This is a genomic window from Corynebacterium sp. HMSC078A10 (genome assembly GCF_001811565.1).
In the GTDB taxonomy this organism is placed as follows: Bacteria; Actinomycetota; Actinomycetes; order Mycobacteriales; family Mycobacteriaceae; genus Corynebacterium; species Corynebacterium hesseae.
Genome location: NZ_KV805193.1, coordinates 173,858 through 185,882, shown reverse-complemented (window position 1 = coordinate 185,882; position 12,025 = coordinate 173,858). Strand labels below are relative to the sequence as shown.

Genomic DNA, 12,025 nt, shown 5'->3' with positions numbered 1-12,025 from the left:
TGTATGGCTTTGACTTTCGGCAGGCTATCAAGGCGGTGGATGGCACGCAGTCCGGATTTGATGTGGCCTTCGGGCAGTGACCAGGCAGCCACCAAGCTTAAAGCGGTGGTGTTGATATCGGCTTGCAGGCTGGGCATAGCACCAACCCAGGTGTTGTAGATAGCGCGGCGGGCTGCCGCGCGGGCTATAGCGTGTGGATTATTCGGATTCGTTGTTGAGAAGAAGAAAGAAGAGGAGGTTGAAGGGTGCGTGGCGGTGGTAGTCATGAATGTCTCCCCCGAGAAACATGAGTTAGAAGAAATGTTCTAACCATGATTCTACCGACCCCCACCACACATAGCCATAGCCAGCAGTAAATTCACGTCAAGTCGTTACTACAAACGGGGGTAGCCACCACGGGTTAGCTAGGCCGTTCGATCCTCAATCAGTAGCGGTGACTGACACAAAACGAATAATGCCCCACGCGCGTTGTTGGTGGCACGTGGGGCATGGGGATCTACTAGGCGTCGGAAAGCGCGACGCCAGTGAGTAAATTATTCGTACCGCACATCACCGCGCGCGATGTCCTTGCGCCCGTGAACGAAGAAGTAGACCACCGAAGCCACCAGCATCAAGGCAGCCAACATCCAGTACATGACGGAGTAACCCGCCGCGGAGATGATCTGCCCCAGCAGAATCGGACCAAAGCCAATACCTAGGTCTAGCAGCAAGAAGAAGGTCGAGATCCCCGCACCCATTTCGTGCATCGGCACCAGGCGCACGGCGATAGCCTGGCCCGCCGGAAGAATTGAGCCGTAACCAAAGCCCACCAAGGCACCCGCAGCAATGATCTGCCAATCAGCTGCAGCCAGAGCAAGGACTACCAAGCCAGCAATAAAGAAGACGAGCGAGGAATAGATGATGATGTTGTCACCGCGACGATCTTGCAGCTTGCCCAGCACAAAGCGCAGAATGAGGCTCACCACCGCATAGGCCAGGAAGAAGTAGCTAGCGCCCTTCTCCAGGCCCGCATGGGAGGAGTAGCCGTTTAGAAACGTAATGATGCCCGTGTACGCGACGCCAACCAAAAGGATAAAGACGCCAAAAGGCGCCACCGCTGGGTGCACGATATTTCCCAAGGAAAAGGAGACGCTTCGACGCTCCTGCGCCGGTGCCTTGACGACGAGTCCCAACCCCAAGGCCACTACCGTAAGCGTCAGCGCCACCATAAACACGGTGTTATAGCCAGCTTGGTGGACAATCGCCAAACCAGCCGCTGGACCAAAGGCAGTGGCTAGGGTCGTCCCCAAGGCGAAGTAGCCGGTCCCCTCGGCACGACGGTGGTCCGGAATCACCGATTGCGCCACTGCCATCACAGCAGTCGAGGCCACCGCATAACCGAAGCCGTGCAAAATACGGACGGCAAAAAGCATCGGCAACGAGTGCGCTGGCATGTACAGCGCCATGGCTACAGCCACCACAATGAGCGAGGCCACCAACGAGCGTTTTCGCCCAGCCGCGTCAACGATGTAACCGGAGAAGAGACGAGCAATCGTCGCCCCCACCACAAAGGCACTGGACGCAAACCCGCCCGCCGTATCCGAAGCCTGAAACTGCTCCACGGCATAGAGCGCCATGATGGTCACAAGCAGATAGAAGACCGTAAACTGGGCGAAATTTACCAACCACGCAAACACGAATGTCGGCGTAATGAGGGACTGGGATTCAGAGGACGTTTGAGACACCTTCTTCGATAGCGTTATGGAATTAAGACTTCCACACGCTACCAAAGATCAGAGATACTTTCGAATCCAATTCACGGATTGCACTGCGCTTGACGACGCCCTCTACCCGAACAGTTTCCGCAGGTAGGGCGAACCGAACTTCCACTCCGGATCCATCTTTTCGCGCAGTTCGCAGAACTCATCAAATCTTGTATAAAGTTGAGCAAAGTCATTCCGGGACAGGGAGTTCATCTTGCCCCAGTGCGGGCGCCCACCTGCTGCACGGAAAATAGGTTCCAGCTTCGGCATGTAGTCCTGCGGATTCAGCGCACGCGGAATGTGGAAGGCAATGTACATCGATTCACGGCCCGACGCCGTCGAAAGAGCAACGTCATCCGCGGCCGTCGTACGCAGCTCCATCGGGAATCCGATGCGCCAGTCCTGTTCATCGATGAAGCGACGGATTTCGCGGACGGTGGCGGGGCCGTCGGCAAGCGGCACGGCGTACTCCATCTCGTGGAAACGAACCCGGCGCGGGCTGACAAACACGTCGTGGGCGGCGGAACGGTAGCGATTATGAGAAATGACCGAGGTGGCGAACTTATTAAGGGTCGGAATCGTTCCCGGAATCAGGCGCCCCAACGCCAAGGCGGCGGCAAAGGCGCCGTTGCCGATGAGCTCGTCGTCGATAAGCTGCTTAAGCCGTGAGCGGCGCTCCCCATTCGGTTCGAGGCGCGTGTTGGCCTTGACCATGGCGCGGTCGGTATGCGGGAACCAATAGGACTCGAAGTGATCGACGCTGCGGGAGAGCTCCTCCCAATTATCCATCAGCTCATCGAAGTCAATGCCAGACTCCTCAGCCAGCAGGTCGAAGGCATCCACGCACTGCATTTCAACTTCGACGACCACGCCGAGCGCGCCCACGCTGACGACTACGAGGCGCAGGAGCTCCGGGTCCTCGTCGATGGAATAGGTGCGGACGTTGCCGTCGGCGTCGATGAGCGTCAGGCCCGTGACCGTCCCCGCAAATCCCGTGTAATTGATGCCGGTGCCGTGGGTCGAGGTCGAAATCGCGCCCGCCAGCGATTGCGGGTCCACATCGCCTTGATTCGCCAGGGCAAGCCCGAATGGGCGCAGCAGTTTGGGTACGTCTCGCAGGCGAGTGCCGGCTAGGAACCGGACGCGTTTGCGCTGCTTATCGACGCTCACCAGCCCACTCACGTGGTCTAGGTTGAGCATCGTCTCCTCCCCTGCCGCGATGGGAGTGAAGGAGTGGCCGGCGCCCACCGCACGCACGCTGCGGGAGCGGCTAATAATTCCGGGGATCTCGTCTATGCGGGAGGGCTGTACAAACTCCTGCGGTTTCGTGGTGACCGATCCTGCCCAATTGCTAAATGTGGTTGTCATCGGAGTGTCCATCCTTGTCCTCTATAGGTGTCCCATACATCAACGCCGTCGTGCCCGACGGCGAGGAGGCGGTCGACGTTTTCCGTCATTTCGCCGGCCTTGGCGTGGCGGAACCACACCAGGTCCTCGACTTCTAAGTCAGCCCCGCGCAGCGGGGTCTGCACCTCACCGGCGCCCTCCGTACTGGAGTAGCTCAGCCCTGCTGGCCACACCGGAACCGGAACGCGATCCTTCGCGGGAGGGCCGGAGGCGATCCAGCCGCCGGAGTTGACCGTGGCCCAGCCCGGCGCGGGCACACGGGATACTTGGCAGACGAAGAACGCGGCCGCCTTGTGGTTAATGCCAGTGAAATCATCGAAGATCGCTGGCGTATAGAAGCCGGAGCCAGCGGCCAGCTCGGTCAAAGTTCCCTCGGCCGCGGATTCCTGGAGGCTGCCCGTGCCACCGCCGTTGACGAATTCGATGTCCGCCACCTCCCGCGCGGCCGCCACGCAGGCTCGGCGCCGCGGGGCGAGGTCCGCCATGGACTTTGAACGCAACCAACGCTTGACCGCTCCCACTGGACCTGGCAGGCCATCCGCGACGGAGGCCACCTGGCCTTCATAAGCCATGAGCCCCACAAGCCTGTGCCCGCGCCGAACGACTTCACGCGCCAGCGCTGAGACCTGTTCCGGAGTGCGCACGGGCGAGCGCCGCGGGCCGATAACCGCACCCGGCAAGTGGAGCGTGCAATCAATATCGATGGCCACGCGTACAGAACCCTCGAGCAGGCTCAACAGCTCCACGCTATCCACCATGACGGTGATGGATTCGCGCGCCGTGTCATCTGCGGCGAGCTCACGCAGGGCTTGACGGTTAACGCTCGGGTAGGCCACTACGATGTCGCGGAAACCCTCCCCGACCAGATGCAGCGCCTCCGGTACGGAATACGCGAGGATGCCTCGGTAGCCCTCATGCTCGAGGGCACGGCGTAGTGCCGCCACGCTGCGTATTGACTTCGAGGCCACGCGGATGGGCAGTCCCCCGGCGCGGGTGGGCATCTGTGCAGCGTTGTAGTCGAATGCATCGAGGTCGATAACGCCGACGGGCGCTGAGCTTTCACCGGACCTGACGAGCGGCTCAACGGCCGAACGCACCTGGGCCTGTGGAGTGGTCGCGAGGATTGGCATAGCGTCATCCTAACCACAACTAGTTTAGTTTGTGAGACAAATCTCGAAAAACTCATAGCGGCATCCCATATTTTTGGGACAATAGACCGCATGAAAACCTTCACTCAGACACGCCTGCCCCAGCGAGTGCACAATTTCTTGGATACGGACCCCGCCCGCGATGTTCGCGGCACGGGTGAGCAGCACCAAGCTCACGCGCCGTTTAGCGGTGACAAGCTCTTTAGCTTCCCCGTCGCCACCGCCGGGGACGTCGAGAAGGCAGTCACCTATGCGCGCGCCGGCGTCAGCCAAGGTGACCGCGCCGCCATCCTGCTGCGCCTACACGACCTCGTCCACGAGAACGAGGAGCTCATCCTCGACCTCATCCAGGCCGAGAATGGCAAATCCCGCTCCCATGCTTATGACGAGCTGATGGATCTGTATAACTGTGCTCGGTTCTATGCCGTCAACATCCGCAAAGCTTTCGGAAACGACCGCCACCCCGGCGCGCTTCCCGTGCTGACCAAGACACGCACGCAGTACTACCCACTCGGCGTGGTGGGGCTCATCTCCCCGTGGAATTACCCACTGTCCTTGGGCGTGGGCGACGTCCTGGCAGCACTCTCCGCCGGCAATGCCGTGGTACACAAGCCGGACTCCCAGACCACGTTGACGGCAATTCTGCTGCGACGCCTAGCCATTGAGGCGGGCCTTCCGGAGGCCGCCTGGCAGCTGGTTCCCGGCCTGGGTGCCGAGGTGGGTGACGCCCTGGTTCCTCTGGTGGATGGGCTCTCCTTTACCGGTTCCACCCAGGCTGGCAAGTCGATTGCCACCCAGGCCGCGGGGCGCCTCATCCCCACCATGCTGGAGTTGGGCGGCAAGAACCCGATGCTCGTGCTTGACGACGCCCCCCTTAAACCCACCGCCCAAGGTGCCGTACGCACCGCCTTCTCCTCCTCCGGGCAGCTGTGCATGTCCGCCGAGCGCGCCTATGTCCACGAGAGCGTCTTTGAGGAGTTCCTCGCAGAACTCAAGAACGCCCTGGACCAGCAAGTGCTCGGGGCAGCATTCTCCGATGCTGCCACCATCGGCTCGCTGACCTCGCAGCGCCAGCTCGATGCAGTAGTTTCCCACGTCGAGGACGCCCTGTCCAAGGGCGCCACCGTGGTATATGGCGGAAAGGCTCGGCCGGATCTTGGGCCCTTCTTCTATGAGCCCACCGTGCTCACCGGCGTGACCCCAAAGATGGATCTCTATGCCACCGAGACTTTCGGCCCAGTGTTGGCGGTATACCCGGTGAGCTCCGATGCCGAGGCCATCCAGCGCGCCAATGACACCACCTACGGTCTTTCTGCCTCAGTATGGTCCGGAAATTCCCGCCGCGCGTGGAAGGTTGCCTCCCAGCTAGAGGCCGGCATGGTCAACATCAACGAAGGCTTCGCCGCCGCCTACGGTTCTATCGCCGCGCCAGGTGGAGGCGTCAAGGAATCTGGACTGAACCACCGCCACGGTATTACCGGCATGCGCCTGTGGGCCAACGAGCGCACCGTGGCCGAGCAGCGCCTGCACCCGCTTGCGCCGTCGGAGTACGTCTCACCGGAACGCTTCCGCCAGCTGGTTTCGACGGGCATGCAGCTGATGAAGACCTTCCGGCTCTAATGTAGACAGCCATGAAGGAACTTAACCGCGACGAACTTCTAGCCCGCCGGCTCATTGCTCAAGGCCTCGCCCCATCGGCCGCGAGATCACAGCTCTCCTCGGCGCAGGACGTCGCTGAGCATCTCCTCGCTCTGCAGGGGCAGACCTACGATGCCGGCATCACAGCACTAGCCCTTCGCGCCGGCTGCACTGATCAAGAGGTGCTCGGTGAAGTTGGACACTATCGCGTGGTGCGCTGTTGGCCACAGCGCGGCACGCTGCACTTCATGCCGGCTGCCGACGTCCGCTGGATGTCCCGCCTCCTCTATCCACGAATGGCTTCCAGCCAGAAATCTCGGCGGCCGAGTTTGGGGCTGAGCGAAGACATGGTGGCAGCCGCCTCGGAAGCGCTTCACAGCGCAGCGACCGAACCCCTGAGCCGCACGGAAGTCTACGAGATTTTCGCTGAGGTTGGAGTGGACCCCACAGAAGGCAGGGGCTCCCACCTACTCCGCGCATTCGGCGGTGCCGGTGACTTGGTACAGGGCCCAAAAGCTGGCAACCAAGAGACCTTCCTCCATGTCGATGCGCTACCTACCGTCCAGCGTGAACCGGACCAACCGCTCTCAGAGCTAGCCCAGCGCTATGTCGAAGGCCACGGCCCCGTATCCGTAGCCGACCTCCAAACATGGTCCAAGCTCAGCAAATCCCAGGCTGCCAAGGCTCTTGCGAGCACGGAGGCCACGACCGTTAGCCATGATGGGCAGACACTGTGGATGGCGGGCTGGCAGGAGGATGTCACCGCGAGCGAAATCGACGGTGCCTTAAAAATCCGGCTCGAACTCCCCGCCTTCGACGAATACCTGCTGGGCTATGCCAACAAGGATTGGATCGTGCCCGATGAGATCCGAGCAAACGTCCTCACTCGAAATGGCCTCAGTTGGCCGTGGGTCATGGAAGGCGGGCGCGGCGTAGCCAGCCTACGGCATCCGTAGGATGCGGCGATGAACCGTTCCTTCGGGCTCGACATGGATAAACACTTCCGCACCGGGAAAAAGCTCATCGATGGCGTCTTCGATGCGGTCAGCGATTGTGTGCGAGTGCAGCACCGTCCACTCGCCGGGAACATCCATGGTGAGGTAAACAAGGCGCTGGCGCCCTGCCGCGACCGTGCGGCGTGAGGTGAAGGAAACATCGTGACGGCCCTCCAGCTCATTGAGCAAAGCATCCAACTTGGCGTGTTCCTCTTTGGGCAGGGACTCCGACAACAGGGAGCTCAAGGATTCCTTGAGCAGCTTATACCCAGTCCACAAAATGTTAATGCCCACTGCCAGCGCGATGACGGGATCCAACCACAGCCAGCCAGTCAGTGCGACCGCACCAATGCCGAGGAGGACGCCGACGGACGTCCAGACGTCGGTAAGCAAGTGCTTTCCGTCCGCCTGCAAGGTAGCTGAGCGGTGTTGCTTGCCTGCACGCACAAGCAGGAGGCCCACGCCCAAGTTCAGCAAAGAGGCGATGAGTGACAGTAAGAGGCCGAGCCCAGGTTGCTCCAGCGGCTGCGGAACCAGAAATCGGCGGATGGCCGTGTAGATGATCATCGCGGCGGCCACGAAAATCATCGCGCCCTCTACCAACGCGGAAACATACTCGGCCTTGCCGTGGCCGAACTGGTGGTTTGCGTCTGCCGGCTTCGCCGCAATTTTGATAGCCACAAACCCCACGACGGCGGCTACGAGGTTCACACCGGATTCGAGGGCGTCGGAAAGAAAGCCCACCGATCCCGTCGCCGCAGCAGCGACGACTTTGAGCGCGATCGTGGCCACTGCGGTGGCAATGGAGAGCTTCATGAAGCGTTCGAGCAGCAGTTGCTCGGTTGGAAGAGACATGTGCGTCTTTCTATATGTCCTTCGCTGAGGAAAATTTCTATTTACCGTGAGTCAGGGTACCAAGGGCGAGTGTGCACGTACTGTTCACGCATTGTTTACCGCGTGTGGTCGTAAAGTACATACACCGTCGTTAGTTTGTACTTCATGTCCAAAGACATATCTCCCCCAGTTCTCCTCTTCGATTTCGACGGCACCGTTAGCCTGGGCCACGGGCCCGTGCTGGCCTATGCCCGCCACATCGGGGAGGCAACCGGAAACCACTCCATCCCCCACACCGCCGAGCGCATGCTCTCAACGAACGACGCCTCCCTAGTGCACTATTGCGACGGCTACGACCTCGTCCGCAGCCTCGCCGCGGATTGCGATGTCCCGGAGGACTCCTGCCAACAGGCCTACATGGCCTCCCGACTAAACCTTGCGGACACCGGAATCAAAGCGCCCGAAGGCCTCGCCGAGTTTCTAGGCTCGTATCCCGGCCGCGCGGTTCTCGCCACCAACTCCCCCGAAACTGGCCTCGCAGAGGCGCTAAAGGTTTTGGGGCTGAGCAACTCCTTCGACGCCATCTACACGAGGGTGGGCAAGCCCGACGGCTTGACTCGAATCCTCGAATCTGATTTCCCCGATAGCCCCATCATCGCTTTCGGCGATATCTGGGATTTCGATCTCGCTCCCGTGACTGCCCGTGGCGGGCGCACCGTTTTATTGGAAACACCGTTCGCCACCCCCGCAGACGCCAACCCCACGTGGCGCGCTCAGCGCGTCACCGACATCTTTTCTGAACTATCTTCCGCCTTCTAGCACTCCACCCCTCGACACAGAAAGACATTCTCATGCGCCGTTTCACCGCCCTCGCTGCCTCCGCCCTTGCACTGTCGCTCTCCCTGACCGCTTGCTCCTCTGATTCCTCCTCAACCGATGACTCGAACTCCCCCGACAAGCTCACCCTCGCGCTCATCCCGAACGAGAAGGTCAACGATCTCGTCACCACCGCAAAGCCGCTGACTGACTACCTTTCCGAGGAGCTCGGCATCGAGGTCGAGGGAGTCGTGACCAAGGACTACCAGGCCGCCGTCGAGGCCATCGGCTCCGGCCAGGCAGATATCGCCATCGCCTCCGCCGCGCAGCTGGCCTCTGCAGAAGACATGTACGGCGCTCACGCCGTACTGCAGGACGAGCGCTTCGGCGCGGATTCCTACGCCGGCCAGTTCGTCACCAACAACCCCGACAAGTACTGCAAGGACGAGCCGGTGGCCTCCACCTATGCTGCCAGCGGTGCCGACTACCTGTACTGCAACGGCACCGCCACCCCGGAGGAGAACAAGGGCCAGGGTCCGAAGGGCCTCGAGGCGCTCAAGAAGATCGATGGGGAGACCACCGTCGCCATGCTGGGTGCTACCTCCCCCGCCGGATACCAGCTGCCGGTCATGGCTATGGAATCCCAGGGCATCGACGTCGACAGCCTCAAGAAGGTGCCTGTGACCTCCAACGACGCCTCCATCATGGCGGTCTACAACGGCGATGCCGAGGTGGGCTTCAGCTTCTGGGATGCGCGTTCCACCATCGACGCGTCGGAGGCCCCAGGTCTGGCCGAGAAGCTCGTGGTCTTCGGCTACACCGACATGTACCCCAACGGTGGCGTCGTGATTTCTGATGAGGTGCCGGAGGATCTGCGCGGCCAGATCACCGACCTCATGGACGGCTTCTCCGAGGTTGATCCGGACACCATGTCCGCCATCTTCGACATCACCGACTGGGTTCCCGCCAAGCAGGAATCCATCGATATGGCGCGCAAGGTCAACGAGCGCTTCGCCCAGTAGCCTGACGCCCCTACTCAGAAAGGCTTCACCCATGACGGAGGAGAAAGCGTGGGGAATCCGCTTCGAGAATGTCTCGGTGCGCTACCCCAACGGAACGCTGGCGCTCGACGACGTCTCCGTGGACATCGCTCCCGGCGAATTCGTCGCCATCGTCGGCCTGTCCGGCTCTGGCAAATCCACGTTCATCCGCAGCATCAACGGCCTCGTGCAACCGACATCCGGCAAGATTTTCGTCGGCGACCACGAGATTTCCGCAGCGAAAGGAGCACAGCTGCGGAAGCTACGCGGCCGCATCGGCATGATCTTCCAGGAGTTCAACCTAGCCGACCGCGCGAGCGTCTTCTCCAATGTCCTCGTCGGGCGCTTTTCTCACAATCCCAGCTGGCGCACCCTGTTGGGAATCTCTACCGCCGAGGACAAAGCAATCATCGCCGAGGCCCTCGACTCCGTAGGGATCCTCGACAAGGCGTGGAATAAGGCCGGCGCCTTGTCGGGCGGCCAGAAGCAGCGCGTGGCCATCGCCCGCGCCCTGTCCCAGAAGCCGGCGATCATGCTGGCCGATGAACCCGTCGCCTCCCTCGACCCGCCCACTGCCCACTCCGTGATGAAGGATCTGCGCCGCATCAATACCGAGCGGGACCTGACCACCCTGGTGAACTTGCACCTGGTGGATCTGGCGCAAGACTACGCCACGCGCATCATCGGCATTCGCCACGGCAAGATAGTTTTCGATGGGCCCGCCGCAGGCTCCACCGTGGAGGATTTCGAAGCCATCTACGGCCGCCGCATCCGCGAGGAAGACCAGCTGGGAAGTCAGGAGAGCCGGGCATGACGGCGGTACTTCCCCCACGGCAGCGCAACTGGCCCGGCATCCTTGGCGGGCTGGCTGCTTTTCTCGCGCTCACCATCGCCACCTGCGTCCCCGCCTGGGGCGGAATCGAGATCGACTTTGGGCAGATCGCTCGCAACTGGCGCAACGGCGCCGACCGCTTGGCCCTGATGTTCAGCCCCGACTGGTCCATCCTCCCGCGCACGTGGGAGCCGATGCTTGAAACCCTCGCCATGGCTGTCGTCGGTGCCGCCATCTCCGCGGTCATCGCTCTGCCCTTATCCCTGTGGGCGGCGCGGCCCACCAACCCATCGACACCGTGGCGCTCGCTAGTGCGCGGCATCGTCAACGTTGTCCGCGCGGTGCCCGACTTGGTCTACGCCACCATCCTCGTGGCCATGCTCGGAGTCGGTGCCCTGCCCGGCATCATCACGCTGGTGCTTTTCGACGTCGGCATCGTGGTCAAGCTCGTCTCCGAAGCCATCGACTCCGCGGATGATTCTTACATGGAGGCCGGCCGGGCCGCCGGCGGCACGCAAACCCAGATCAACCGGGTTACTGCCCTGCCGCAGACCTGGCCGGTATTTGCCAGCCAGGTGATCTACTCCCTCGAGCTCAACGTCCGCATCTCCGCGGTCCTCGGCCTCGTGGGCGCTGGTGGCATTGGCCTGCTGATCGACGAAGTCCGTGGCTTCTACCGCTATGACGCGCTCTCCGCCATCGTGCTCGAGCTGCTCGTCGTGGTCATCGCCCTAGAGATCGTGTCCGTCAACCTGCGAAAGAGGCTGCGATGAGCACTGCACATGTACTTCCCTCCCGCTCCCGCAGCTGGGGAGTCTTCGCTGCGTGGGCCGGATTCCTTATTATTTTGGCGCTGTCCTTTGGCTACATTCGCGTTGATCTGACGGCTCTTAAAGATTTGCCCTCGAACATCTGGCACTACCTCGTGCTCATGTTCTCCAACCCGGACTGGTCCAAGCTGGGTGAGGCCCTCCTGCAGACCTGGCGCTCCGTGGCCATGGCCTGGATCGGCGCGCTGCTCGGCGTGTTCCTCTCCACCATCCTCGGTGTCCTAGCTGCCAATACGGTCTCCCCGGGGTGGGTATGCCTACCACTGCGCGCGCTGTTTGCCATCATCCGCGCGGTACCGGAGATCATCATCGCCATCATTATCCTCACCGTCACCGGGTTAACCCCGTTTACGGGCGCGCTAGCTCTAGCCATCGGCGGCATCGGCACGCATGCGAAGTGGACCTATGAGGCCATTGAAACCGCGCCGACTGGCCCAGCCGAAGCGGTCAAGGCAGCCGGCGGCAGCCTGGCAGAAATGGTACGCTGGGGAACCTGGCCCATTGTCCAACCCGAGCTGGCTTCGCTCGCGCTCTACCGTTTTGAGATCAACGTGCGCACCTCCGCGGTCCTCGGCCTCATCGGCGTGGGTGGCATCGGTGACATGCTCACCGGCTATACGCAGTACCGCCAGTGGGACGTCGTCGGCGTCCTGCTCATCGTGGTCATCGTCATCACCATGTCCATCGACGCCATCTCCGGCGCTATCCGCCGCCGCATCGTGGCCGCCAAATTCACCTGATAG

At 61.6% G+C, this 12,025-nt stretch carries 11 protein-coding genes and 1 pseudogene; 7 read left to right on the top strand and 5 right to left on the bottom strand.

Annotated features, from left to right (window positions below; all coding sequences use genetic code 11):
- From HMPREF2808_RS13290 to HMPREF2808_RS03635, 4 genes and pseudogenes are all read right to left on the bottom strand, one after another.
- Positions 1-266, bottom strand: a pseudogene (locus HMPREF2808_RS13290) (HNH endonuclease); the annotation flags it as partial.
- Positions 267-533: 267 nt separating this feature from the next.
- Positions 534-1,724 (bottom strand): MFS transporter, encoded by a 1,191-nt coding sequence (locus HMPREF2808_RS03645; protein ID WP_070530499.1) that lies wholly within the window; start codon positions 1,722-1,724, stop codon positions 534-536.
- 102 nt (positions 1,725-1,826) lie between these two features.
- On the bottom strand, positions 1,827-3,110 hold the full coding sequence (locus HMPREF2808_RS03640; protein ID WP_070524011.1) for a D-arabinono-1,4-lactone oxidase: 1,284 nt from the start codon (positions 3,108-3,110) through the stop codon (positions 1,827-1,829).
- Positions 3,107-4,279, bottom strand: coding sequence for an alanine racemase (locus tag HMPREF2808_RS03635; RefSeq protein WP_070623784.1), 1,173 nt, complete (start codon positions 4,277-4,279; stop codon positions 3,107-3,109). Before HMPREF2808_RS03635 ends, HMPREF2808_RS03640 begins: the two co-directional genes overlap by 4 nt.
- 90 nt (positions 4,280-4,369) lie before the next feature.
- Here HMPREF2808_RS03635 and HMPREF2808_RS03630 point away from each other — a divergent pair, with 90 nt between their 5' ends.
- Positions 4,370-5,917 (top strand): succinic semialdehyde dehydrogenase, encoded by a 1,548-nt coding sequence (locus tag HMPREF2808_RS03630; RefSeq protein ID WP_070564361.1) that lies wholly within the window; start codon positions 4,370-4,372, stop codon positions 5,915-5,917.
- A gap of 11 nt (positions 5,918-5,928) precedes the next feature.
- Positions 5,929-6,891 carry a winged helix DNA-binding domain-containing protein gene (locus HMPREF2808_RS03625; protein WP_070623781.1) on the top strand — a complete coding sequence of 321 codons (963 nt, stop codon included), beginning with the start codon at positions 5,929-5,931 and terminating at the stop codon, positions 6,889-6,891.
- On the opposite strand, the gene HMPREF2808_RS03620 is transcribed toward HMPREF2808_RS03625, so the two are convergent.
- A complete protein-coding gene (locus HMPREF2808_RS03620) occupies positions 6,877-7,785 on the bottom strand; it encodes a cation diffusion facilitator family transporter (RefSeq protein WP_070623778.1) in 909 nt (302 codons plus the stop codon). The two genes, HMPREF2808_RS03625 and HMPREF2808_RS03620, sit on opposite strands and share 15 nt — an antisense overlap.
- Positions 7,786-7,929: 144 nt before the next feature.
- Here HMPREF2808_RS03620 and HMPREF2808_RS03615 point away from each other — a divergent pair, with 144 nt between their 5' ends.
- From HMPREF2808_RS03615 to phnE (HMPREF2808_RS03595), 5 genes are read left to right on the top strand one after another with little or no spacing between them, the layout of a single operon-like run.
- Positions 7,930-8,583 (top strand): HAD family hydrolase, encoded by a 654-nt coding sequence (locus HMPREF2808_RS03615; RefSeq protein WP_070524001.1) that lies wholly within the window; start codon positions 7,930-7,932, stop codon positions 8,581-8,583.
- A gap of 32 nt (positions 8,584-8,615) precedes the next feature.
- On the top strand, positions 8,616-9,602 hold the full coding sequence (locus tag HMPREF2808_RS03610) for a phosphate/phosphite/phosphonate ABC transporter substrate-binding protein (protein WP_070623775.1): 987 nt from the start codon (positions 8,616-8,618) through the stop codon (positions 9,600-9,602).
- A 31-nt stretch (positions 9,603-9,633) separates the two neighbouring features.
- Complete coding sequence (gene phnC, locus HMPREF2808_RS03605; protein ID WP_049155476.1) at positions 9,634-10,434, top strand: phosphonate ABC transporter ATP-binding protein; 801 nt, start codon at positions 9,634-9,636, stop codon at positions 10,432-10,434.
- Positions 10,431-11,225 (top strand): phosphonate ABC transporter, permease protein PhnE, encoded by a 795-nt coding sequence (gene phnE, locus HMPREF2808_RS03600; protein ID WP_046649249.1) that lies wholly within the window; start codon positions 10,431-10,433, stop codon positions 11,223-11,225. Before phnC ends, phnE (HMPREF2808_RS03600) begins: the two co-directional genes overlap by 4 nt.
- Positions 11,222-12,022, top strand: a complete 801-nt coding sequence (phnE, locus tag HMPREF2808_RS03595; RefSeq protein WP_070523995.1) for a phosphonate ABC transporter, permease protein PhnE — start codon at positions 11,222-11,224, stop codon at positions 12,020-12,022. Before phnE (HMPREF2808_RS03600) ends, phnE (HMPREF2808_RS03595) begins: the two co-directional genes overlap by 4 nt.
- Positions 12,023-12,025 lie beyond the last annotated feature (3 nt).

Excerpts from the sequence above, each read along its gene's own strand:
- HMPREF2808_RS03640 (WP_070524011.1), bottom strand. The coding sequence starts at position 3,110 with ATGACAACCACATTTAGCAATTGGGCAGGATCGGTCACCACGAAACCG.
- HMPREF2808_RS03635 (WP_070623784.1), bottom strand. The coding sequence starts at position 4,279 with ATGCCAATCCTCGCGACCACTCCACAGGCCCAGGTGCGTTCGGCCGTT.
- HMPREF2808_RS03630 (WP_070564361.1), top strand. The coding sequence starts at position 4,370 with ATGAAAACCTTCACTCAGACACGCCTGCCCCAGCGAGTGCACAATTTC.
- HMPREF2808_RS03625 (WP_070623781.1), top strand. The coding sequence starts at position 5,929 with ATGAAGGAACTTAACCGCGACGAACTTCTAGCCCGCCGGCTCATTGCT.
- HMPREF2808_RS03620 (WP_070623778.1), bottom strand. The coding sequence starts at position 7,785 with ATGTCTCTTCCAACCGAGCAACTGCTGCTCGAACGCTTCATGAAGCTC.
- HMPREF2808_RS03615 (WP_070524001.1), top strand. The coding sequence starts at position 7,930 with ATGTCCAAAGACATATCTCCCCCAGTTCTCCTCTTCGATTTCGACGGC.
- HMPREF2808_RS03610 (WP_070623775.1), top strand. The coding sequence starts at position 8,616 with ATGCGCCGTTTCACCGCCCTCGCTGCCTCCGCCCTTGCACTGTCGCTC.
- phnC (WP_049155476.1), top strand. The coding sequence starts at position 9,634 with ATGACGGAGGAGAAAGCGTGGGGAATCCGCTTCGAGAATGTCTCGGTG.
- phnE (WP_046649249.1), top strand. The coding sequence starts at position 10,431 with ATGACGGCGGTACTTCCCCCACGGCAGCGCAACTGGCCCGGCATCCTT.
- phnE (WP_070523995.1), top strand. The coding sequence starts at position 11,222 with ATGAGCACTGCACATGTACTTCCCTCCCGCTCCCGCAGCTGGGGAGTC.